We start from the raw sequence: 23,665 nt of genomic DNA on the forward strand, positions 1-23,665 counted from the left end.
AGCGCCGAAAATCTAAAATAATCATATGAACAATACAGCCAAAAATATATACACCGGGCGCGGAATTCGTGAACTTTCCGATCAGCTCGTGAGCCAGATCGCTGCTGGAGAGGTAGTGGACCGTCCTGCGTCCGTTGTGAAGGAACTTGTGGAAAACGCGATCGACGCGGGTTCGACTTCAATCGAAGTGCGGCTGGACGGAGGCGGCATCAAACGCGTCTCCGTTGCGGACGACGGATGCGGTATCCCGCGCGAAGAACTGACGCTTGCGGTAAAGCGTCATGCGACGAGTAAAGTACGCGATTTGGATGAGTTGGAATCTGTCGCTTCGTTAGGGTTTAGAGGCGAGGCGCTTGCGTCTATCGCCAGTGTCGCGGATCTTAAACTCACTTCAAGGGTCGAGGGCTCGGACGCCTTTTCGATAATGGACGGAGAAATTTCTCCCGCATCCGGAACACATGGAACCCGCATTGAAGTTAGTGATCTTTTCTATAAGACGCCGGCACGCAGAAAGTTCCTTAAAAGTGAATCCACGGAACTTGCACACTGTCTTACATGCATCGAGCGGATCGCGCTCGCTTATCCGAATATCGCTTTCAGTGTGATTGTGAACGGCAAGTCTGTGATCAATCTGCCTGCTTCCGGAACCGAGGAACGCCTTTCAAGGCTTATGCCCAAAGACTTTAGAGACGCGCATCGGGCGGTGGACGCCTCTGTGCCGATCGGTAATCTCTACGGCTGGGTCGGTCTTCCAACCGCCGCAAGGGCAAGAGCGGACAACCAGTATTTCTACATTAACGGTCGTTTTGTACGCGATAAAGTGCTCTCCCATGCGGTACGTCAGGCTTATAACGATGTGCTGCACGGACAAAGCCAGCCGAGCTACTGCCTGTTTTTGGATATGGATCCCAAACGAGTGGACGTCAATGTCCATCCGACAAAGAGTGAAGTTCGTTTGAGAGACTCACAGGCGATTCATCAGTTTGTATTCCATGCGGTGGAAGAAGCGCTTGCGCGAACCACTATTGTGGATCCTTCCAGCGGTGAGATTGTCGAACAAAAAGATCCGTCGGCAGTCAATCGTCTTGAGCATACTGCTCGCACGGACTTTCCTCCGCAGCCTGCCGCGCACAAGGGGACCGCGCGTTCTTTGGAAGCTTTCTTAGACTTTGCTTCTCCGGGGTCGCGTCCCCATTCTTCGAGCGCAAAACCATTTCCGACAACGATTGCGGCAATGCGCGTCGATAGGACGGAAACACAGGGACTTTCCGCGGTTTATCACTCCGATCAGAGCCTTCCTCAGGGTCCGCAGCCGTTGGGCAGGGCCGTCGGACAGGTATGCGGTACCTTTATTATTGCCGAGAACGCCCAGGGCATGGTGCTCGTCGATATGCACGCCGCCCACGAGCGCATCCTTTATGAGCGCCTGAAAAAGAGTTTTGACGAACGAAATATGCCGATTCAGGCGCAGCTGATTCCGCTCGTGTTTACGGTCACGGCCGAGCAGATGGCGGTGTTTGAGGAGAGCCGCGAGGAGCTTGAGCGCTTGGGTCTTGAACTCAGCGCGGTGGGTCCGACTCAGCTGAGTCTGCGCGGCGCGCCGCAGTTCCTGGACACACAGATGGCGCAGTCCGGTCCGACCATTGTTCGAGACGTCCTCGACGACATTCGGCAATTCGGCAAAAGCGCGGTCATGACTGAAAAACGTAATGAAGTCCTTGCGCGTATGGCCTGTCATGCGGCAGTACGCGTCAACCGTATCCTGACCATTGAAGAAATGGATGCGATCCTGCGTCAGATGGAGCAGACCGACCGAGCGGACGAATGCAATCACGGCCGGCCGACATGGATTCAGCTTTCGGCTAAAGAGCTCGACAGTTTCTTTATGCGGGGCAAATAATGAACGAGAAACCCGACGCGATTTTGCTGGTTGGTCCGACCGCAAGCGGAAAGACCGCGTTTGCACTCGACTTGGCAAAAAAACTTCCGATCGAAATTATTTCGGTGGATTCCGCGCTCGTCTACAAGGGAATGGATATCGGTACGGCCAAACCAACCGCAGAAGAGCTCGCGTCAGTCCCGCATCATTTAATTGACATCATCACGCCGTTGGAAAGTTATTCAGCCGCTCAGTTTGCAGAGGACTGCACTCGATTGGTTCGAGAGATCCGCGGCAGAGGCAGACTGCCTATGATCGTAGGCGGTACGATGCTGTACGCCAAGGCGATTCGCGACGGCTTATCCGAAGTCCCGACCACCACGCTCGAAGTCCGTGACCGTGTCGCAAAAGAGCTTGAAGAAAAAGGGCTCGCATCGCTCTATGAGCGCCTGAAAACGGTTGATCCGAAGACGGCCGAGCGCCTGAAACCCGGGGATACTCAGAGAATATCGCGAGCGATTGAAGTGTATGAGATGTCGAGGAGACCGATTTCTTCTTTCTATGCCGATCAAAAGCCGCCCGTCTTGAAGCTCCGTTCCTTTGCGCTGCTTCCTCCGGATCGAGCCGAGCTGCATCGCAGGATCGCACTGCGTTTTGATCAAATGCTTGAGGTGGGATTTATCGATGAAGTGAAGCGTCTGAGAGAGATTCCCGGCCTTACGACAAACTATGCAAGCATGAGGTGCGTCGGTTATCGTCAGGCGTGGGAATACCTCGACGGTAAGAAAACGTTTGATGAGTTCCGGGAAAGCGGCATTGCGGCGACTCGGCAGCTTGCGAAGCGGCAGATGACATGGATGCGTTCGATGAAGGATACCGAGCTTTTAGATCCGACGGATCCGAAGAGTTTTGAAGTATGGGAGTGCGCCGCACACGCCGCTTTATAAGAAAGTTCTGAAAATGAAAGAGGCTGCCGAGGCAGCCTCTTTGAGCACTACAGACTTAGACGTTCAGAATATTTCCGCCTTCCAAATCCGTTCTTGAGCCGCTGCTCAGTTTCGCGCGTTCTTTGTCGCGAATTTCTTCGGCTCTGCCGCCTGTCCAATAATCGGCGCCGCGGATTCTAAGCTTTTCCGGGTGGAAAACAGGGTCAAGACCGATGGCAAGCTGTTTCTCATAGTCTTTGAGGCACAGGAACGCCTTCTTATGCATCAGAATGATGGCGATGATGTTGAGCCAGGCCATTAAACCGACACCGATGTCACCGACCGCCCACGCAAGATCAGCGGTTTTAACCGCGCCGAAAATACATGAGCTCATGACGAAGACTTTCAGAATGACAAAGAGGAATGGGCTTTTCAGTTTTCTGTTGATGTAGCAGACATTGGTTTCTGCGATGTAGTAGTACGACAGTACGGTTGTGAACGCGAAGAAGAAAAGCGCGATCGCGATAAAGGCCTGACCGAATCCGGGCATTAAGCCTTCAACCGCGGCCTGAGTGTAGGCAGGCCCCGTCGCAACGTCTTTAAGACCGATGAAGAGATTGGCGTTATCGGGGCCAACAACGTTGTAGCTGCCCGTGATCAGGATCATGAAAGCGGTTGCGGAGCAGACGAGCAGTGTATCAACGTACACTGAGAAGGCCTGCACAAGACCCTGTTTGACCGGGTGACTGACGGAAGCCGCGCTCGAAGCGTGCGGTCCGGTACCCTGACCGGCTTCGTTGGAGTAAATGCCGCGTTTAACACCCCAGGATACGGCCATACCGACAATCGCGCCGAAAGCCGCGTCAGCGCCGAAGGCGCAGCGGACGATCAGAGAGACGACGTCATCGAGCATGTCGATGTGCATGAACACAATCACAAGCGAGAAGATCACGTAGGCCTGAGCCATGAAGGGCACGACCAGAGTTGTGAACGCCGCGATGCGTTTTAAGCCGCCGAACACAATGAAGGAGAGAAGAGCCGCGATGGCGCCGGCGGAGATCGCAGGAGTGATGCCGAAGGCGTTTTCCATGCTGGTCGCGATGGCGTTAGCCTGTACGCCCGGCAGGAAAAGACCGCAGGAGAAAATCGTCACAATCGCAAAGAGCCAGGCGAACCATTTAATGCCGAGGCCTTTTTCGATGTAGAAGGCGGGACCGCCGCGGTATTCACCGTTAATCTTTTCTTTGTAGATCTGACCGAGCGTGGATTCTACGAATGCGGAGCTTGCACCGAGGAACGCAACCATCCACATCCAGAAAACGGCGCCGGGGCCGCCGAACGTGATCGCGGTGGCAACGCCCGCGATGTTGCCGGTACCGACTCTGCCGGCAAGTGTCATAGAGAGGGCCTGAAAGGAAGAGACGCCTGTGACGTTGTCCTTAGGCTGGAAAAGGAGCTGCCACATGTGCCTTAAGTGGCGCAGCTGCAGAAAGCCTCCGCGCAGGGAAAGAAAAAGGCCTGCGCCAAGGCACAGGTAAACGAGCGCCGGCGACCACACGACGTCGTTTACTGCCGATACGATGGATTCCATTGAAAACTCCGATGATGTAATTGGTGTTGTTTAAAAATAAATTAACGCAAAAAATCTTGACTTTTTTCGCTTAAAGATATTTTTTTTATCGGTGTTATCGTAAATACGGTGATTTTTACCGTTTTCGAGGCATTTCTGCTTAAAGTTCACTTTAAGTGCGATAAAAGAAACCGTAAAAAAAGCGCCTCCGAGGAGGCGCTGCATTTTGAGGCCGACAAAACGCCGGCCAAGAGGAAATTTTTATTCGTGTTTGGCTTTTTCAAGGATCGGTTCGGTCACGCCCTGTACGCCGACAAGAGTCATGGCGGTAAGGAAGGCGACCTGCGGTCCCTGGAAGGCGTCGGTGCTGTCCCAGCTTTCGCTTAACGCATGGTTGTTGGCTTCTGTGCCGCCTGCGCCGAGCGTTGTCGCGGGAAGTCCGTAGTAGAGCGGAACGTTCTGGTCGGTCGCGGCAAGAGTGTACTTGTCGAGCGAAATGTCCAGAGAAAGCAGTGCGCCGTAAGCGGCCTGAATGACGGACGCGTCGTCAGCGTTCATACCGGCAGGACGGTCGCCGATCTGCTCGATGATGAGACGGACTGCGTTTTCACCTTCAAGATTCCAGCGTTTGTTTTCATCTTCGCAGGCCTGTTTGATGGTGGCGAGGATTTTCTCGACGAACGCTTCGAGAGAGGGCTGGTTGAAGCTGCGGATGTCGAGTTCGGCTTCGGCTCGGGCCGCGATCGCGTTGACGCTGGTGCCGCCCTTGATGACGCCGAAATTGAACGTGCACTTCGGATCCTGCGGAGCTTCGAGGTTGTCAACCATCGTGATTGCGCGGGCGAGACCGTGAATGGCAGAACCCACGATGCCGAATTTATGCAGGCTGTGTCCGCCCATGCTTTCAAAGATGATGCGGAAGCGCTTGCAGCCGACCGCGCCGCGAAGAATGCGGTGGACATTGGCCGAATCGATTGCGATCATGCCGTCATAATCGTTCTTTTCCTTAAAGAGCGCTTTGCAGCCGCGAAGATCGCCGTTGCCTTCTTCGCCGAGCGTTCCGACAAAAACGATGTCGCCGACCGGCTTGATGTTGTTCTGAGTCACGCAGCGCATGACCTGAAGCATGCCGGCAAGACCGCCCGCATCATCAGAGATGCCGGGCGCGTAGTAGACGTTTCCTTCTTTACGGACGGTGCAGTCGGTGCCTTCTTTAAACACGGTGTCGATGTGCGCGCCGATGACAAGCACAGGGCCGTTTCCGGAACCTTTGACGCGGCCGATAACATTGCCGATCGTATCCTTATGCGCGTTTTCTACGCCGTACTGCTTGAACATTTCTACCAGGGCGTCAGCGCGGACTTCTTCGTGGAAGGGAGGCGCGGGGATTTCTGTCAGCTTGACCTGATCGTCGATACGCTGCTGATGCTGCTCTTCACACTGCTGAATCGCTTTGGCGATAACAGGATCGGCACGCAAGGCGGCGATGACGGCCTTTGTTTTATCGGTGCATACGGGCTTCGGGTCGGTCATTAAATTCTCCTTTGCTGGTTATTTGTGCTAACAAGTAAGTAGCAACTATCCATTCTTTCAGACTTCTGCCGCTTTCGATATAGAGATAACCCAGGTTTGACAAAACCGCTGCCACGTGTCAGCCGCCAGCTAAAGATTTTCGGATTTCGGGGTTTGTCCGCTCTGGAAGCTGACACTGAGATGATTCGTTTTTTAGCGGTATTCTTAGATTTATTTTGCGGACAGATTATGAATTCAGCAGAACATCTCAGTGCGTTAAGAAAATGGATGGTTTCGAAGAAAGTCGACGCCGTTTATCTGACCTGTACCGATCCGCACCAAAGCGAATCCGTGGCAGATCATTGGAAGACCGTTCAGTGGTTTACCGGTTTCACCGGAAGTGTCGCCTGGGCGATTGTGACCGCTGATAAAGCGGCGTTCTGGACAGACGGCCGCTACACGGAACAGGCAAAACGTCAGGTGGATGCGACACTATTTGCGCTTTACAGCATTTCAGATCCGAAAGATCCGGATCGTTTCGATTGGCTGAGAAACCATATTCCGCAGGGCGGCTGTCTCGCGCTTGACGCGAGCGTTCTGTCGACAGCGAATTTCCGCAACATCCAATCCGCGATGAAAAGCAGAGATATTCGTTTTGAACTGAACCTTGAATCCTTCCTCAATATTTGGACCGATCGTCCGAGGATTCCTCAGGACTCGCTTTATCAGCTTGAAGAGGAATTCACTGTCAGAACCCGAAGAGAAAAGCTGACGGCGCTCAGAAAAGAACTCAGAGAGGCGGCAGGAGAAGGCGCGGTGACGCTTGTCTGCGGACTCGACGATGTGGTTTGGCTCACCAACCTTCGCGGACACGATAATCCGCTCTATCCGTTCTTTCATGCCTATATGGTGGTCGGGCCGGACATTGCGCTTCTCATGACGGATCAGAGAAAAGTCACCGCCGAGCAGGCCGAAGGGCTGGATGCGGACGGAATATTCCTCGTTCCGTACCGCGAGACGGAGAAGTTTCTCTCGCATATCGCCGCCGGTACTAAAGTTGTTTTAGATCCGCATAAGACACCGGTCGCGCTCTTTGAGGCGCTGCCGGACACGGTGGAGATTGTCGAAAGGCCGGATTTAACCGCTGCGCTGAAAGCTAAAAAATGCGCGCGTGAACTCGAGAACATCCATAAGGCGAATGATTTGGAAGCGGCAGCGGTTATTCGGCTCATGCGCTGGCTTGAAAAGACTGTCGGTAAAGAAACGATTACCGAATACGACGTCGGTCAAAAGCTGAATGAATTTCGCGCGCGCTCAGAACTGTACCTGCAGCCCGCGAATCTTCCGATCGTCGGTTTCGCGGATAACGCCGCGGTGATTCATTACCGTCCGCGTAAAGAGGATAGTAAAAAAGTGGTCGCCGAAGGTTTTCTTCTTTTTGATGTCTGCGCTCAGTACAAGTGCGGCACGACCGATTTAACAAGAACGGTCGCACTGGGTCTGCTGACTGAAGAAATGAAAGAGGATTACACAGACGTGCTGAAAGCCAACATCCGATTGGCCTCTCAAAAGTTCCCGCTCGGAACCACCGGTGACCTTTTGGACGCGATCGCAAAAGCCGATCTGTGGAACAAGGGAAAGAATTTCCGCCACGGCACCGGTCACGGCATCGGCTATGTATCCAATATCCATGAAGGTCCCGGAAAAATCTGCGTTGAATATGCGCCTGCGTTCCCTTACGCGCGAAATACGCCGCTTGAGGAAGGCATGCTGTTTTCTGACGAGCCCGGTATTTACAGAGTCGGCCGTTACGGCATCCGCATAGAGAACTCGATCGTGGTGCGCGAAGAAGAAGAGACGGAGTTTGGTACTTTCCTCGGATTTGAAGTGATGACCTTCCTGCCGTTTGAGCACAAGGCGATTCTTGCGGAAAAACTGAGTGAATTCGAAGTGAACTGGATTCGGGATTATTACGCCGAGTGCAGAAAACGACTGCGTCCTTACCTGGACGATGAAGAATTCTCGTGGCTTGAGAAAAAGACAGAGTTTTAATCGCTAAACAAAAAACCGGAGTCGATGGGCTCCGGTTTTTAGTGGTCAATGCGTCTGAATTACCTGACGACGCAGGGCGCTTCGCCTTCGGGGAGCGCTTCGATACAGCCGATGGTGTAAACGGTTTCACCCGCTTTTTCCAGCGCGGCTTTAGCTTTTTCGGCGTCTCCAGCAGCGACGATCACAGCCATGCCGATACCGTTATTGAAGACTCGGTACATTTCGTGATCTTCGATATGGCCTTCCTGCTGCAGCCAGTTGAAGACTTCGGGTCTCTTCCAGGAGCCTGCTTTGATCACGCACTGTGTGCCTTCGGGCAGCACGCGCGGGATATTTTCCAGAAGGCCGCCGCCGGTGATGTGCGCCATACCCTTGATCGTGACAGTCTTCATCGCTTCAAGAATCTGTTTGACGTAGATACGGGTCGGTTCCATAACGGCGTTGGCAAGAGTTTTTCCGTCCGAAAGCTGTGTTTCCCAGGATTTTCCGGAGACTTCCACAACCTTGCGGATCAGAGAGAAGCCGTTGGAGTGCGGGCCGCTGGAGGCAAGACCGAGCACAACGTCGCCCGGTTTAATCGTCGTTCCGTCGATGATCTGATCCTTTTCGACGATACCGACCGCAAATCCGGCGAGGTCGTATTCGCCCTGCGGATACATGCCGGGCATTTCAGCGGTTTCGCCGCCGATAAGGGCGCAGCCTGCGAGTTCGCAGCCGCGTGCGACGCCGCCGACCACTTTTTCCGCGACGTCCACATCTAAGTGGCCGCATGCGTAGTAATCAAGGAAGAAGAGGGAGCGGGCGCCCTGAACCAGAATGTCGTTCACGCTCATGCCGACTAAATCCTGGCCGACAGTGTCATGACGGTTCAGCAGGAAGGCAAGCTTGAGCTTGGTTCCGACGCCGTCTGTACCGGTCACGAGAACCGGGTTCTTATATTCTTTAGAGATTTCAAAGAGCGCACCAAATCCGCCGATTGAACCGAGCACACCCGGAATCAATGTCTTTTTAGCAAGCGGTTTGATACGTTCGACTAATTCATCGCCGGCGTCAATAGAGACTCCGGAGTCTGCATAGGAAAGAGGTTTAGTCATTGCTGGCAGTACTGAGAAGTGAGGATGTAATGCGGCAATTTTAGCGGATAAAGCCCCTTAGGAACTCGAATTTCGGAGGAGCCTTAATACAGACTGAAAAAATCCTCCGCAGCGCTTGCGGATTCAAGTGCCGCTAGCGTTGGGGAGGATGGCTTTGGGACAGAACCGATTTAGGCGGTTTCTGTAGAAAGCTTGGCCGCGAGCGCGGTTGGGCTCATTGCGGTAAACGGGCCTCTGCCGTCGGAGAGGAAAATCGCGGGCGTGCCGTGCAGTCCGAGTCTTTCAGCCAAGCGGCGATTTTTATCAAGGATCTGGTCGGATGCTTCCGAGGAGAGTCCGTTGGGCATCTGATCAAACTTCATCCAGTCCACCAGAGCTTTGGCTCGGTTGGAGCTCGATAAGATGGCGCTTGCCATCTCTTCGGACTCTTCACCGAGAATCGGCCAAAGATAGACATAAATCGTGATGTTGTTCATGTTCGCAAGCGTTTCCTTGCTGAGTTTTTTGCAGTACACGCAGAAAGGATCCATGAAGACGGCAAGTTTCTTGTCGCCCGCCCCTTTCACAACTTTAACCGCGGTCTCTTCAGGCCAATCCATCTCATTAAACTGATGATTCATTTTCACCGCCTTTTTGCTAACACATGCCGACCACGATAAAACGATCTCAGTCGGAAGGAAGACGTCCGGCTCTCGTATTGAGCAAATAACAAATTGTGCGAACCTTAGTGAAACGCCTTGCGAATGGTTAAAATTCAGGAAGACGAATTTTGCAGACGTATGAATTTAGAAAGAAAAACACAGCTTCCTCTGGCTTTTTTTGAGGATAACAAGCCGACACTTGATAACTTTATCGTTCCCGCCGACGGCGGAGAGGAGTTTTTCGGCGTTTCTTCAAACCGGGGGATCATCGAAGCGATGCGCGAAGTGGCCTCAGGGACAGGCCCGCAGTTTCTTTTTATCTGGGGCGATCAGGGCGCCGGGAAGACACATCTACTGAAGGCGCTGGCGACTCAATCGGAGCGCGTGCCGAAATTCACGGAAGGCGTCTCCCTTTACACCGTTGACGATGTTCAGAACCTGAATGACAGTGAGCGGCATCAGCTTTTTGAGCTGTATAACGAAATCCGCGCGCATAGCGGTACACACCTTGTCGCGGCTTCCGACCGCAGTCCTAAGGATTTTGAAGCGGAGGGCTGGCGCCAAGATCTGACAAGTCGTTTTTCCTGGGGTCCGGTATTTGAGCTGTTCCCGCTTTCTCAAGAAGACAAGCGGCGCATTATCTTGGAGCGGGCGGCTAATCGCGGCCTTACCGTGAGTGACGAAGTGATCTCATGGATGGAGAACAATCTTCCGCGCGACATGCACAGCATGACCACGCTTCTTAATAATTTAGATCGTTACGCGATGGCCGCCAAGCGGCCGATTACGATTCCGCTGATCAAAGAATGTCTTTCTCAGCAGGATGACACCAAGGAAAAATAAGTGAAATACGCTTTCTTTGATTTAGACGGGACGCTTATTCCCGTCGACAGTTCTATTCGATGGGCAGAAACTCTGCTGGATCACGCCGCAGAGGATAGCCGCGAGGCACTGAGAAAAGAAAGGCTTCAGTTTGACGTGGACTACCACAACGGCTGTCTTGATATTCACAAGTTTGAAGATTTTGAGATGCAGCTGCTGGCGAGTTTTCCGCGCAGCGAGCTGGATCGGCTCAGAGTCGAATACATGCGTGATTTGATTGAACCGCATATTCTTCCTAAAGCGGTTGAACTCGTGGAGGCCTATCGCAGAAGCGGTGCTAAAGTTGTCATGGTGACCGCTTCGTACCGATATCCGGTAGAGCCGATCGCGGAGCTTTTTAATATGGATCATTTGCTGTGTGCGGAGCCTGAGGTAGGGCCAGACGGCGAGTTCACAGGCCGGTGCGCGAAAGAAAATTTTGCGGCAAGCAAGATCACCGGCGTGAGGGACTATCTGCTCGAGCGAGGTGAACCGACGGACATCATTAAGCAATGCGTGTTCTATTCGGATTCGAAGAATGATCTTCCGCTGCTCGAGTTCATTGCGGACAACGGAGGAAAAGCGGTGGCGACTAACCCTGACGACTTGCTTCGGCAGACGGCCGAAGCAAGAGGCTGGGAGATTTTGGATTTGTTTTCCAAAGATGAAATGCAGTAGGCGCCCCGCGGAGGAAAAAAATTGATCGACCAAATAGTTGAGACAGTACAGAATCTTTTCGGGACCCGAAAAATCAGGCGCAAGCCGCGGGTCATTCCGCATAAAGAAAATAAGATCGACCTCAGGCAGGTCAGCCCGTTTGCGGTTTCTGTCTGCAAAAGGCTGCAGGAGGCGGGCTACAAAGCCTACATTGTCGGCGGCGCGGTCCGCGATCTTCTGATCGGGCATACGCCTAAAGACTTTGACGTTGCCACCGATGCGACGCCCGAGCAGGTGCGCAAGATAACCCGACGCGCCATCATCATCGGACGCAGATTTCGTCTGGTTCATGTCATCAAAGGAGCGGAAACGATTGAGGTTTCCACTTTTCGCGGATTGACCGCCGAAGGCGTCCAAAAAGATAAGAACGGACGAGTGATCAGCGACAATGTTTTCGGAGAGCAGTACGAAGACGCGGCACGACGCGACTTTACCGTAAACGCGCTGTACTTCGATCCGACAAGCGGCGACGTGCTGGACTACCACAACGGTATGCTCGATATCCGCAAAAAGCGGATTCGCATGATCGGAGATCCGCAGATTCGCTATCAGGAGGATCCGGTTCGTATTCTTCGCGCCGTTCGAATCGCCTCCAAACTCGGCTTCACCATTGATCCGAAAACCGCGGATCCGATGACACAAATGCAGCAGTATCTTGACAACGTTCCGGCGGCCCGACTGAACGATGAGATGCTCAAGATGCTGATGAGCGGGGCTGCGCTGCAGTGTGTGGATTTAATGGCGAAGTACAAGATTGAAGTGCATCTTCCGATCTTTAAGCTTCTGATGAGAGAGCGGGAGAATGTATTTGTGCGCAAGGCGCTTGACCGATGCGACGCACGTGTGCGTCAGGGCAGATCCATTTCTCAGAGTTTCCTTTACGCCGTACTCCTATGGCGTGATGTGGAATCTTATGTTGAGAAGAACTCGAACGCTAAGAGCATGACGCAGTGCTGGGAAAAGGCTGCCGCCGAAGTCAGCCACAGCCCTGTGATGGTCGGTGTCCAGGGACGCTTTATCAATGATATGCAGGAAATCTGGAAGCTTCAGCCTAAGTTCGAGCGCAGAGGCGGCCGCCTTCCGTTCCGTCTTTTGAATCACCCGCGATTCCGCGCAGCGTACGACTTTCTGCTGATCCGAGCTTCGAGCGGCGAGGTGCCGCATGAGCTGGCGGATTGGTGGACCGCGTTTGAGAGCGCTTCCGAGGATGACCGCCACATCATGATTCAGGAAATGGAGCGCGCAGCACGTGTCCGGAAGACTTCTGCAAAAGAGGAAGGAGCAGAGGACAAACCGAAGAAGACGAGAAGGAAGAGAAAGAAGAAAACGGGTTCTCAGCCCGCGAATGCCGCTCTGCAGAGCGAAAGCGTCGAGCCCCAAGAGCCGGCCGCAGCGGCTGAACCGCCGCAGCTTCCCGCTGTGGAGACTATTCAGGAACCGGCTGCAAAACGAAAATCTCCGGCCGCAAAACCGAAGAGCGAGGCAAAGCCTCAGGCGAAATTTTCAGAAGCCGAAAAGTCCGAAGCTTTTTCTGACGAGCCGAGTGCGCCGAGAACGGTCAGACGCCGCAGAGCGCCGCAGAGATCAGCACTTTTAGGCGGAAGATCCCGAGAATGACGATCGCCGTGATTGGAATGGGCGGAAATATCGGGGAGCCTGAAAAAGCGCTCCCCGAAGCCGTTTTAAGAATTTGTGCGCTCGATTCAGTCAGCTTCCGCACGGTCTCTTCTCTTTACCGCACTGAGCCGATCGATTCGAGCGGCCCGGATTATCTAAACGCCGTTCTTGTAATCGAAACAGAGATGGGCGCAAGGGCGCTTTTAACAGAACTCCTCCGTATCGAAAACGAACTCGGCCGCGTCAGACCCGCGGGTGTTCACAACGCGCCGCGTACCGTTGATCTCGACCTTCTTCTCTATGGTGAAGAAGTCAGTGATGATCCCTTTGTCATACTCCCGCACCCGAGAATGACAGAACGCGCGTTTGTCCTTGTGCCTCTAAATGAAGCGGCGCCGCAGTGTAAGATAACTGCCAAAACAAAAGCCGCGGATTATTTAGCGGATGTGAAAGATCAGAGAATCCAACAATACAAGAGCCCTAAGCAGTGGCTCAATCTCAACGGAGAATGTACTCATGGAAGAAAACAAAACCCGAAAGCCGGTTAAGCTCGGCACGCTCAGAAAGATGCATCAGGAGGGCGAACCGATCGTCATGCTGACATGCTACGACGCGACTTTCGCTGCGCTCGAAGATGAAGCGGGCGTGGATATCATGCTGATCGGAGACTCTCTCGGCATGACAGTTCAGGGTCACGGCACCACGATTCCGGTTTCAATTGACGACATGGCGTATCACACCGCCTGCGTCGCCTGCGGAAACAAAAACGCCTTCGTGCTTGCCGACATGAATTTCGGCTCTTACCTTGTGAACGAAGACGAAGCGGTTCGCAACGCGGTCAAGCTGATGAAAGCGGGCGCCAATATGGTGAAATTTGAGGGAGGCCTTGAAGTTTGTCCGCTCGTTGGCCGCCTAAAGCAGATTGGTATTCCAGTTTGCGCGCACATCGGTTTTACGCCTCAGTCGGTCAACGCGATCGGCGGATATTATGTGCAGGGCAAAACCGCAAGCGGCGAAGAAAAGCTCTATCAGGAAGCGATGGCGCTTCAGGAAGCGGGCGCGGACATGGTGCTTTTTGAAATGGTTCCCGCCGGGATCGCCTCGAAGATCACCAAAGAGCTCCGTATCCCGACGATCGGAATCGGCGCCGGTGTCGGAACGTCGGGTCAGGTGCTCGTGCTCCAGGATATTCTCGGCATCTTCCCCGGCCGCAAGCCGAAGTTCTCTAAGAATTTTATGGAAGGCGCTTCTTCCATTCAGCAGGCTGTAGCCAACTATGTTCAGGCGGTGAAAAGCAGACAGTTCCCGACTGATCAGCACTCTTTTTAGGAAACGGACGTCATGAAAGTTGTTCATACCATTAAAGATCTTCAGGCTGAGCTTGCGGATAAGAAAAACATTGTTTTAGTACCGACGATGGGAAATCTCCATGACGGCCATCTGCAGCTGATGAAAACCGCCGGAGCGCACGGCGACACGGTTGTCGCATCCGTCTTTGTCAATCGTCTGCAGTTCGGACCGAACGAGGATTTTGATCAGTATCCCCGTACGCTCGAAGAGGACTGTGCCAAACTCGAAGCGCAGGGCGTTGTGAATATTGTTTTTGCGCCGAGCGAAAAAGACATGTATCCCGAGCCTCAGGTTTTTACCGTTCAGCCGGATCCGAAGCTCGCTGACATTCTTGAAGGGTTTTATCGTCCGGGATTCTTTACCGGGGTCGCCACCGTCGTGATGAAGCTTTTTTCGATCGTTCGTCCGAACAAAGCCGCTTTTGGCAAGAAAGACTATCAGCAGCTTCGTATTATTCAGAAGATGGTAGAGCAGTTTGGAATGCCCATTGAAATTATCCCGGTGGAGCTGCAGAGAAATCAGCAGACCGGTCTTGCGCTGTCCTCACGAAACCGTTATCTGAATGACAAGGAGCTTGAAGAGGCGACACTGCTCTATCGTACGGTTAAAGGCGTGAAAGAAGCGCTTGAAGCAGGAAGCTCGGACGCCGACGCGCTTGAAGAAAAGGCGATGGAGACGCTGAGACAGAACGGCTGGCAGCCGGATTATGTCGCGGTTGTCCGCAGAAAGGACTTACTTGCGCCGACTAAGGACGATCTGCTTACCAGAGAGCCGCTGGTGGTGCTTGCGGCCGCTAAGATCGGCACGACGCGTCTCATTGACAATATTGAAGTGTTCTAATCGAACGGTTTCATAAAATTATTAAAGAGCCTCTTTCCAAAACGGATCGAGGCTTTTTTTTGCGTTAAAGCTTATCGCGGAACATGAAGTAGGCTGCGCCGAGTATGCAGAGTCCGGCCCAAAGGTAATCCAGTTTCAGCGGCTCCTTCATGTAAAAGACGGCAAAAGGAATGAAGACCGACAGCGAGACAACTTCCTGCAGGATTTTGAGCTGACCGAGTGAGAGGTCCGTGAATCCGAGTCGGTTGGCGGGCACCATAATCGAGTATTCGAAGAGCGCCACGCCCCAGCTTGAGAGGATCGCGATCCAAATCGGCGCGCTGCTGAGATTTTTGAGATGCGCATACCATGCGAAACTCATGAAGAGGTTGGAGAGAACCAAAAGTGCTGCGGTCCTATAGATGACCGGAATAGAAGAAAAGAAATGAGAGAAGTCCATGATTGGCTCGGCACAAAAGAAAAGGAGCCGCAGCTCCTTTTCAAATCTTAGACCTAATTATTCGGCTTTAGGAAGCACGCGCTTCAGGAATGTCTTGGTACGTTCCTCTTTCGGGTGCATCAGAACATCTTCCGGGTTGCCCTGTTCGACGATCACGCCGCCGTCCATAAAGATGACTCGGTCGGCCACTTCGCGCGCGAAATTGATTTCGTGCGTGACGACGACCATCGTCATACCGGACTTGGCCAAATCGGTCATGACTTTCAGCACTTCGCCGACGAGTTCCGGGTCAAGCGCAGAGGTCGGCTCATCAAAGAGCATCGCTCTGGGCTCCATCGCCAAGCCGCGGGCAATCGCGACGCGCTGCTGCTGACCGCCGGAAAGACTTGCGGGATAAGCGTTTGCTTTATCGGCCAAGCCCACGCGCTTGAGCATTTCCAGCGCTTTTTTCTCAGCGGAAGCCTTGTCGACTTTAGAGACGAGCTTCGGAGCCAGCGCGACGTTTTCGAGGACCGTTTTGTGCGGCCAGAGATTAAATCTCTGGAATACCATGCCGAGGTGTTCGCGTACCTTGTTGATGTCGGTCGACGGCGATGTGATATCGACGTCGTTGACATAAATGTGTCCGCTCGTTGCTTCTTCAAGCGCGTTGATGCAGCGAAGCATGGTCGATTTTCCGGAGCCGGACGGTCCGAGGATTACGACCTTTTCGCCGGGCATAATGTCCAGATCGATTCCGCGAAGCACCTGGTTGTCGCCGAAGTACTTATGCAGATCGCAGATACGAATGATAGGCTTCTGTTCGCTCATCGGTTGTCATCTCCTTTACCCAAGTGTTCTTCCATCTTCTTAACGAGATAAGCCAAGGCAAGTGTCATGACCCAGTACATGAGAGAGATGGTGATGTACGGCTCCCAGTAACGAGCCGATGCGCCGGCGACTGTTCGCGCAGCGTAGGCAAGTTCGGCAAGACCGATTGCGGACACCAGCGAGGAGTCTTTCAGGATGGCGATCGCGTTGTTGCCCAAAGGCGGAAGCATGCGGCGGAAAGCCTGCGGAAGGATAATGTGGAACATTGCCTGCCAGTAGGTCATGCCGACAGAGCGGGCCGCTTCCATTTGGCCTTTGTCCAGAGACTGGATACCGGCACGGAAGACTTCGGAGAGGTAGGCGCCGGCGTTCAGAGTGATTGCGATGATACCGGCGAGCATAGCGCCGTATGTTGAGCGGATTTCTCTGGCTAAGTCGCCGCTGATCAGCAGTCCCTCGGTCGGATGGATAAAGAAGGGCAGGATCGCGAACTGCATCAGCAGGATCTGCACAAAGAGCGGAGTTCCGCGGAAGAAACTCACGTATACCGTCACAGGCCAGCGTACGCAATATTTCAAAATCTGCCGCCACGGTGCGTGACGCGCGTCCGCAAGACGCGCCATACCTAATGCCATACCCAGGATAACGCCCAAGACCACGCAGATGATCGTGATCTGAATCGTCATCTTGGCGCCTTCCATAAACAAGGGCCAATACTCTGTAATTACCTCATAGCGAAAACCGCCCACGATTACTCCTTCGAGTTAGGTTAAAAAGAGCCCGACCTGTAAAAGATCGGGTTCTATCGGGAAGAAAAGATTAGTCGGGAAGTTTCGGGGCGTCGGTGCCGAACCACTTCTGATAAATCTTGTTGTATTCGCCGCTCTTTACGACTTTATCCAAACCGGCGTTGATTTTTTCGGCCAGTGCTTTGTTGCCTTTCTTGACGGCGATTCCGAAATACTGTTCTTTGAAGTTCGGATCGCGGGTCATGTTGAAGTGTTTGTCCGGATTGTTGCGAGCGTAGAAAGCGAGAACGCCGACGTCACCGATCGCGGCAACAACACCGCCCTGGTTCAGTTCTTCAAGAGCGAGCGGAGTGTTGTCGAAGCGGCGGATGCGGGTAGAGGCTTTGCCGAAAGCTTCGGAAGCGGCTACGTCACCGGCGGAACCGCTGACAACCGCGACATTGCCTTTCTTAAGATCGGCAAGCTTTTCAATCTTGGTGTTCTTGTCTGTCAGGATGAGCTGATGGGCAAGGAAGTAGGGTTTGGAGAAATCGACAGCTTCTCTGCGCTTGTCGGTAATTGTGATACCCGACATGATGATGTCTCTGTCGCCTTTATCGACGGTAGCGAAAATGCCTTCCCAAGGAGTGTTGATAAATTTGACATCAAAGCCTTCGGCTTTAGCGATGGCGCGCATCAGATCTACGTCAAAGCCGACGAGCTCTTTCTGAGGAGTTTCGTATTCGAACGGACGATAGGTAGCACCGGTACCGACAACATATTCTTCAGCGCTGACGCCGGCTGAAGCAGTAAGGGCTGCGGCAGCACAGACCGCCCACAGCAGCTTTTTGAAAGGCATTTCTTGATCTCCAATAAGGTTGAGTGGCCCTGAAAGACGCACATTACTGTAATCATGCCATAGTAGGACGATTGGGATGTCTTTTCAAGGAACGAGTTTCTCTGTTGTTAGGGTTAATATTAGGTCAGCGACCCGTTTACGAGGATTCAGACGGTTGGTTTTTGCAGGAAAAACTTCACAGCGCTAAATCTCGTTTTTAGTTGATTATGATTTGAACGCGCGGCGCTTCTTGGCGGCTGCCTTGTCAACCCTTATTAAGGACCTTAATGGAAAAAGAAAATCGTTATTCGCGTCATGAGCTTTTAAAGGAATTTGACGCGCATACTCAGGAAAAAATCAGCGCTTCCAAGGTGCTGATCATCGGTGCGGGCGGCTTAGGTTCCCCTGCGTCTCTGTATTTGGCCTCTTCCGGCGTAGGCCGCATCACGATCGCCGACGGAGATACCGTGGATCTCACCAATCTGCAGCGTCAGGTGATTCACAACATGAGCCGCATCGGTATGAATAAGGCGACCAGCGCGAAGGCTTCGCTTGAGGCGATGAATTCGGAGATTGATATTCGAGCCTTTACGCATCGTCCTTCGCTTGAAGAGCTCGAAGAGCTGATTGCAGATCATGACGTAGTGCTGGACTGCACCGACAACACTGCTTCCCGCTACCCGATCAGTGAACTGTGCCGCAGACATAAAAAGCCGCTTGTTACGGCCGGCGCGGTCGCGTTTGACGGACAGATTACGGTTTTTGACTATCGGGACCCGGACTCTGCCTGTTATGCCTGTCTTTTCCCAAATCATGACGGGGCCGACGAGAAGGCTTCGACTAAGGGCGTATTTGCGCCTTTAGTGGGTACGCTCGGATGTATGCAGGCCTCAGAGGCTCTTAAAATTATCGGAGGTTTCGGCAAGCCGCTGACGGGTGAGCTATTAATGGTGGATGCCCGCAGCTGGAGCTGGTGGCATATGAAGTACAGCCGAAGTGAAGATTGCCCTTGCTGCGCAAAGGAGAAATAAATGAGCGTGAAAGTTTTGTATTTTGCTTCCCTGAAAGATAAGGTTCTGAAGGGCGAAGACAGTCTTGAACTGCCCGAAGATGTCACGACAGTCGAGGATTTGATTAATTACCTGTCGGAAAACGACGAAGCGCTGAAAGCCGCATTTGAAGAAATGCCGAGACTTCGCTTTGCCGTGAACCAGGAAATGGCCAAGGAATCGACGAAGATTAAAGACGGAGACGAAGTCGCCTTTTTCCCGCCGGTTACCGGAGGCTGATTTTAAGGCGGCTGCAAAATGGCAGTGACCGCGCAGGATCCGAAGCTCGAAAGGAAATCGAGGCTTACGGCCACTCTGCGCTTTTTTATAACGATATCGCTTGCGCTGGGTATCTCCGCTTTGATCGGAGATCAGAAGATCGGCGGTTTCGCGGCTCTGGGCGCCTTTATGGCGCTTCTGAGTGATACGGAGTCTACTTTAAAGAGCCGACTGGGCGGTCTTTTGCTGACTTTTCTCGGAGTGCTGGCCGCAGCCGGCGTCGGTCTCGCTTTGAAGCACTTGGCTTTCGGGGAGTGGCTGATTCTTGCCGCAGCGTGCTTCGGGCAGAGCCTCATGACTTTTGCGGAGAAGTTCTGGTGGCTTTGGGGCAAGTATGTCCTGGTCTTTCTTTTGATCTCCGTTTTTGATTTCTCGCCGAACCTGTCGGCATTCATCGGATACGCGATGGGTTTTTCGCTGGCGGCTCTGGTGGTCGTTGCGGACCATTATGTCTGGCGCATCGAAAAGCTTGGTCCCCGCTTATTTGATCAGCTCAGGATGGTCGAAGGCGGAACGCGCAATACGACCGCCTACGGACTGATTTCCGCGCTGACTATGGTGACAGGCCTCTGGCTGTCCACGTTTATTGATATGTCAGAACCCGGCTGGGTCGGCATCACGATTATTTATATTCTGAATTCGGACGTTCGTTCCGGCTTCATCCGCATTCTTCTTCGTATTCTGGGTACCGTTGCCGGCTACTTCGCCGTAGTGCTTCTGATGCCTCATATTCCAAATCTTTATGTCCTCGGAACGGTTGTGGTGCTGGCCTCTCTGGGCATACCTTACTTCGTCGGACGCAATTACGCGCTGATGCAGTTTTTCATCACGATGTACATCCTCTTCGTCCTTGATTGGCTGATGTACGCCTACGGCGGAGACCATTCCATTCTGATCTGGCGTATCTGGGACACGCTTTTAGGCGCAGGCTGCGCCTCGGTTGGTCTGTTTATTTACTGGTTATGGACAAAACGCCACTCAAATACGGGAATATCTAAGTGAATACGAGTGTGGTTTTGTCTCTTTCAGATATTGACAAAACCCACCCCTTAATGGGAAAATTAATAGATTAGTCATTTGAAATTATTGACTTTTTTTCGTAACAGATGTTTAAAAAAATTATGGCAATGGAAAAGACAAATCAGTCTGAAGCGACTGAGCAGAAAACAGAGAAAATCCCCGCCTCGACAGTGAAGAAGGCCGCTCCCGCGCGGCGCACCCGTCGTCCGGCGGCTGTATCCGCAGCGGCAGAGCCGGCAGCTGCGTCCGCCCCCATCTCGCTTGATGATCCCTCTCTCTACATTAACCGAGATATCAGCTGGATTGAGTTCGACCGCAAGGTGCTTGAGACCGCGATGGACCCGTCCATTCCTCTGCTCAACAGAGTTCTTTTCCTTTCGATTTTCTTCAACAATCTCGACGAATTCTTCATGGTTCGCGTGATGAACGTGCAGAGACAGGCACGCATGGGTGCAGAGCCGACAGGTCCGGATAAGATGGCGCCCGCCAAGCAGATGTCTGAAATCCGCAGAAAAGTTTCGGAAATTGTTGAGGTTGCGGAAAATCTCTGGATCAATACCCTGAAGCCCGCTCTTGATAAGAACAATATTCGCATTGTTAAGTATTCGACGCTTCCTGCGGCGCAGAAAGAAACGCTGAATCTTTTCTTCAACGAAGATATTCTTCCGGTGCTGACGCCTCAGGCGGTCGACAAGGGTCGTCCTTTCCCGATGATTTCCAACACCAGTCTGAACTTTGTGATGGAACTTCAGGCGACGACTCCGAACGCTCCGGTGAAAACACGTTTTGCGCGTCTGAAGTGCCCGAACAACGTGCCGCGCTTCCTTTTTGTTTCCAATAAAGACAACTCTGTGACGCCGGATCTGTCGTACGCGACCTCCGACGGCGTGATTGTTCTTTCTGAAGATTTAATCGGGAACTGTCTGGACACGCTTTTCCCGGGATACAAGGTCACCAGCCAGGGCCTTTTCCGAATCACCCGCAACACGGACGGCGAGATCGAAGAAGATGAAGCCGACGATCTGCTGTCAGCGGTTCGTGACTATGTTGAACAGCGCCGTTTCGGCTCTGTGGTTCGTCTTGAGATTGAGCGCGGCATGCCGCAGCGTTTGCAGGACTTCCTTTACTCTCATCTGGACATGCTTCCGAGCCAGGTTTATCGCTGCAGAATTCCGCTCGCGTTCTCTGAATTCGGCCGTCTGATGAAAGAGGATCGTCCCTCGCTCAAATATCCTGCCGACCATCCGAAGATGCTCAAGGCGTTTGACTCGGACCACTGCTGCTTTGACGAGATCCGCAAGCATGACATCATGGTCTACCATCCGTATGACTCTTTCAACTGCGTGCTTGAATTTTTGAAGCAGGCTGCTCGTGATCCGAACGTTGTCGCGATTAAGCAGACGCTGTATCGCGCAGGAAGCGATTCTCCGGTCGCCAAGTATCTGCTCGAAGCGCGCCGCCGCGGCAAACAGGTGACTGCGGTGGTTGAGCTCAAAGCCCGTTTTGACGAAGAGCAGAACATCAACTGGGCCGAAGAGATGGAACGCAACGGCGTGAACGTGGTTTACGGTTTTGCCGGCCTGAAGATTCATGCGAAGCTTTGTTTTGTGGTGCGCCGCGAAAAAGACAAACTGGCGCGCTACACCCACATCGGCTCCGGCAACTACAACGCCGCATCCGCGAAGATCTACACCGACCTTGGACTCTTTACGTCGAATAAGGCCATTAATGATGACGTTCAGGATTTGTTCAACGTCATGACCGGATACGGCCTTGTGAAGAAGTATCGTGAACTTTTAGTTTCTCCGCACACGCTTCGTCCGCAGATCACCGCGCTGATTCAGCGTGAGATTGAGCAGCACAAGAAGCACGGCAACGGTCACATCATCATTAAGTGCAACCAGCTGGTTGACTTTGAAATGGTGAAGGTCCTGTATGAAGCAAGCAGGGCAGGCGTGAAAGTTGAGTGTATCGTCCGCGGCATCTGCAGTCTTCGTCCCGGAGTCCCCGGCGTATCCGAGACGATTACCGTTCGTTCGATTGTCGGACGGCTGCTTGAGCATGCCCGCGTGTACTACTTCCACAATAACGGCGAAGAGGAAATGTACTTCGGCAGTGCTGACCTGATGACCCGCAACCTCAACGGCAGAATCGAGGTTCTGACACCGATTCTTGAAGAGCGTCTGCGCAAGAACATCATGAACCAGATTATTGAGCCGCAGCTCAAAGACAATATTCACGCGTGGGTAATGCATTCCGACGGTTCCTACACCAAGCTCAACCCGAAGAAGGGAGAGAAGGCGTATGACAGTCAGGAAGAGATTGTCCGCAAACTGAACCTGATGAAGAAGTAATCCCATCTTTGTCTGACGCAAATCTCTCTTTCGGTTTTCGGAAGAGAGATTTTTTAAAATGCAGCTCTTCTTTCGTGCAATTTTTAGGATCCGACGCTGTGCGTGAATCGACTTCTTTGAATGAAGCGAAGCTTCTTCTTAACGTTTTAAAGCGAATTCCTCTGAATCGCAAAATTACGACTTCCGAGATTTATGAGCAGCTGACCGCGGCCGGCTTTAAGATGCACCGCAGGTCGCTGCAGCGTTACTTAAAGGCGCTCACTGAAGGGGATATGGGCGTTGAGTGCGATAAAAAGTCGATTCCGTTCGGCTATCGTCGAACCCTCAGTACGAATGATCTGGACCGTGTCGGTATCGGTGCTGACGGATCTCTTCTTCTGCTTTTGGCGCGTGAGCATTTGCGCTATCAAATGCCGCCCGATCTGACAAATTCCATGTCCTATCTGTTTGACGCCGCAGAGCGCTTTATGACGGAAAACAGTAAATCCGCTCCGGAGAAACAGTGGCTCAGCAAAGTCTGTTTTGTGAGCGGGACGCTGCCGCAGCTTCCGCCTCTGATCCGTCCGAAGATTTTTAATACGGTATCTGAGGCTTTGTTTAAGCAGAAAAAACTTGATGTGCTTTACAGCACGAGTGAAGGCGAAGAGTTCGAGCGCCGAATCTCGCCGCTTGGTCTTGTGCAGCAGGACGTACGTCTCTATTTAGTATGCTGCTATGACGACACGACTCAGATTAGAAATTTTGCGCTTCATCGTATTCGAAGCGCAAAACTCACGGATTTTGCGGCTGAAGAGCCCAAGGGGTTTGATTTACGCCGTTATGTGGACGCCGGGCCTTTCAATTACGGGCGTTCCGAGATGGTTCGGCTGGAACTGATTTTTACCAACAAACAGACAGCCGTTAATCTTCGCGAGACTCCGTTTAAAAGAGATCAGCTCATTGAGGAACTGCCCGACGGCACTTATAAATTAACCGTTGATATCGAAGACTCGATGCCTTTAAAAGGCTGGCTTGCGATGTGGCGGGAAAAAGCGGGCGTTATTTCAGAGAAGAAAACACCTCTGAATAAGACAGCGCCCTCTAAATAAA

Annotated in this window: 22 protein-coding genes; 14 read left to right on the plus strand and 8 right to left on the minus strand. The window is 52.7% G+C overall.

Features of this window, described 5'->3' with window-relative positions; all coding sequences use genetic code 11:
- The first annotated feature begins 25 nt into the window (after positions 1-25).
- Both mutL and miaA read left to right on the plus strand, forming a co-directional pair.
- The gene (mutL, locus tag AC6I1F_RS01540) at positions 26-1,900 is read left to right on the plus strand and encodes a DNA mismatch repair endonuclease MutL (RefSeq protein ID WP_160335676.1); all 1,875 of its coding nucleotides are present in this window, start codon (positions 26-28) and stop codon (positions 1,898-1,900) included.
- Positions 1,900-2,826, plus strand: a complete 927-nt coding sequence (gene miaA / locus AC6I1F_RS01545; protein ID WP_160335675.1) for a tRNA (adenosine(37)-N6)-dimethylallyltransferase MiaA — start codon at positions 1,900-1,902, stop codon at positions 2,824-2,826. The genes mutL and miaA overlap by 1 nt, the downstream gene beginning before the upstream one ends.
- A gap of 55 nt (positions 2,827-2,881) precedes the next feature.
- On the opposite strand, the gene AC6I1F_RS01550 is transcribed toward miaA, so the two are convergent.
- Positions 2,882-4,396, minus strand: coding sequence for an alanine/glycine:cation symporter family protein (locus AC6I1F_RS01550; protein ID WP_251452801.1), 1,515 nt, complete (start codon positions 4,394-4,396; stop codon positions 2,882-2,884).
- Positions 4,397-4,636: 240 nt separating this feature from the next.
- Entirely contained in the window at positions 4,637-5,908 is a 1,272-nt protein-coding gene (locus tag AC6I1F_RS01555; RefSeq protein WP_160335674.1) for a M20/M25/M40 family metallo-hydrolase, read from the minus strand.
- Positions 5,909-6,136: 228 nt separating this feature from the next.
- Between AC6I1F_RS01555 and AC6I1F_RS01560 the strand changes: the two genes are divergently transcribed.
- Positions 6,137-7,939, plus strand: a complete 1,803-nt coding sequence (locus AC6I1F_RS01560) for a M24 family metallopeptidase (RefSeq protein WP_497801585.1) — start codon at positions 6,137-6,139, stop codon at positions 7,937-7,939.
- Between the two features lie 59 nt (positions 7,940-7,998).
- Here the strand turns inward: AC6I1F_RS01560 and purM are convergent, their stop codons facing one another.
- Positions 7,999-9,033: a phosphoribosylformylglycinamidine cyclo-ligase gene (purM, locus tag AC6I1F_RS01565; RefSeq protein WP_290432589.1), complete on the minus strand. Its 1,035-nt coding sequence runs from the start codon at positions 9,031-9,033 to the stop codon at positions 7,999-8,001.
- 170 nt (positions 9,034-9,203) lie between these two features.
- The gene (locus AC6I1F_RS01570) at positions 9,204-9,653 is read right to left on the minus strand and encodes a DsbC family protein (RefSeq protein WP_160335671.1); all 450 of its coding nucleotides are present in this window, start codon (positions 9,651-9,653) and stop codon (positions 9,204-9,206) included.
- A gap of 159 nt (positions 9,654-9,812) precedes the next feature.
- Here AC6I1F_RS01570 and AC6I1F_RS01575 point away from each other — a divergent pair, with 159 nt between their 5' ends.
- The 6 genes from AC6I1F_RS01575 to panC are packed head-to-tail and all read left to right on the plus strand — an operon-like array spanning position 9,813 to position 15,059.
- Entirely contained in the window at positions 9,813-10,517 is a 705-nt protein-coding gene (locus tag AC6I1F_RS01575; RefSeq protein ID WP_251452806.1) for an HdaA/DnaA family protein, read from the plus strand.
- A complete protein-coding gene (locus tag AC6I1F_RS01580) occupies positions 10,518-11,213 on the plus strand; it encodes an HAD family hydrolase (RefSeq protein ID WP_251452807.1) in 696 nt (231 codons plus the stop codon). It begins immediately after the preceding gene.
- A gap of 21 nt (positions 11,214-11,234) precedes the next feature.
- A complete protein-coding gene (pcnB, locus tag AC6I1F_RS01585; protein ID WP_290432590.1) occupies positions 11,235-12,869 on the plus strand; it encodes a polynucleotide adenylyltransferase PcnB in 1,635 nt (544 codons plus the stop codon).
- Entirely contained in the window at positions 12,866-13,417 is a 552-nt protein-coding gene (folK, locus tag AC6I1F_RS01590) for a 2-amino-4-hydroxy-6-hydroxymethyldihydropteridine diphosphokinase (protein WP_290432591.1), read from the plus strand. The genes pcnB and folK overlap by 4 nt, the downstream gene beginning before the upstream one ends.
- Positions 13,386-14,198, plus strand: a complete 813-nt coding sequence (gene panB, locus AC6I1F_RS01595; protein WP_289187423.1) for a 3-methyl-2-oxobutanoate hydroxymethyltransferase — start codon at positions 13,386-13,388, stop codon at positions 14,196-14,198. The genes folK and panB overlap by 32 nt, the downstream gene beginning before the upstream one ends.
- Before the next feature lie 12 nt (positions 14,199-14,210).
- Positions 14,211-15,059 (plus strand): pantoate--beta-alanine ligase, encoded by an 849-nt coding sequence (panC, locus tag AC6I1F_RS01600; protein WP_290432592.1) that lies wholly within the window; start codon positions 14,211-14,213, stop codon positions 15,057-15,059.
- A gap of 64 nt (positions 15,060-15,123) precedes the next feature.
- Here panC and AC6I1F_RS01605 read toward each other — a convergent pair whose 3' ends face one another.
- From AC6I1F_RS01605 to AC6I1F_RS01620, 4 genes are all read right to left on the minus strand, one after another.
- Positions 15,124-15,498 (minus strand): DMT family protein, encoded by a 375-nt coding sequence (locus tag AC6I1F_RS01605; protein ID WP_251452647.1) that lies wholly within the window; start codon positions 15,496-15,498, stop codon positions 15,124-15,126.
- Between the two features lie 57 nt (positions 15,499-15,555).
- Positions 15,556-16,308 (minus strand): amino acid ABC transporter ATP-binding protein, encoded by a 753-nt coding sequence (locus tag AC6I1F_RS01610; protein WP_160335664.1) that lies wholly within the window; start codon positions 16,306-16,308, stop codon positions 15,556-15,558.
- Complete coding sequence (locus AC6I1F_RS01615; protein ID WP_202074596.1) at positions 16,305-17,009, minus strand: amino acid ABC transporter permease; 705 nt, start codon at positions 17,007-17,009, stop codon at positions 16,305-16,307. Before AC6I1F_RS01615 ends, AC6I1F_RS01610 begins: the two co-directional genes overlap by 4 nt.
- A 118-nt stretch (positions 17,010-17,127) precedes the next feature.
- The gene (locus AC6I1F_RS01620) at positions 17,128-17,895 is read right to left on the minus strand and encodes a basic amino acid ABC transporter substrate-binding protein (protein WP_251452650.1); all 768 of its coding nucleotides are present in this window, start codon (positions 17,893-17,895) and stop codon (positions 17,128-17,130) included.
- A 266-nt stretch (positions 17,896-18,161) separates the two neighbouring features.
- Here AC6I1F_RS01620 and AC6I1F_RS01625 point away from each other — a divergent pair, with 266 nt between their 5' ends.
- The 5 genes from AC6I1F_RS01625 to AC6I1F_RS01645 all read left to right on the plus strand — a co-directional run bounded on the left by AC6I1F_RS01625 (position 18,162) and on the right by AC6I1F_RS01645 (position 23,664).
- The gene (locus AC6I1F_RS01625) at positions 18,162-18,905 is read left to right on the plus strand and encodes a HesA/MoeB/ThiF family protein (RefSeq protein ID WP_251569370.1); all 744 of its coding nucleotides are present in this window, start codon (positions 18,162-18,164) and stop codon (positions 18,903-18,905) included.
- Positions 18,906-19,163, plus strand: a complete 258-nt coding sequence (gene moaD / locus AC6I1F_RS01630) for a molybdopterin converting factor subunit 1 (RefSeq protein WP_160335660.1) — start codon at positions 18,906-18,908, stop codon at positions 19,161-19,163.
- Positions 19,164-19,181: 18 nt separating this feature from the next.
- Positions 19,182-20,204, plus strand: coding sequence for an FUSC family protein (locus AC6I1F_RS01635; RefSeq protein ID WP_290143805.1), 1,023 nt, complete (start codon positions 19,182-19,184; stop codon positions 20,202-20,204).
- Between the two features lie 125 nt (positions 20,205-20,329).
- A complete protein-coding gene (gene ppk1 / locus AC6I1F_RS01640; protein WP_290143803.1) occupies positions 20,330-22,576 on the plus strand; it encodes a polyphosphate kinase 1 in 2,247 nt (748 codons plus the stop codon).
- Positions 22,577-22,674: 98 nt separating this feature from the next.
- A complete protein-coding gene (locus tag AC6I1F_RS01645; protein WP_251452659.1) occupies positions 22,675-23,664 on the plus strand; it encodes a helix-turn-helix transcriptional regulator in 990 nt (329 codons plus the stop codon).
- The last annotated feature ends 1 nt before the right edge of the window (position 23,665 follow it).

Source organism: Parasutterella sp. St.1A3 (assembly GCF_059728705.1).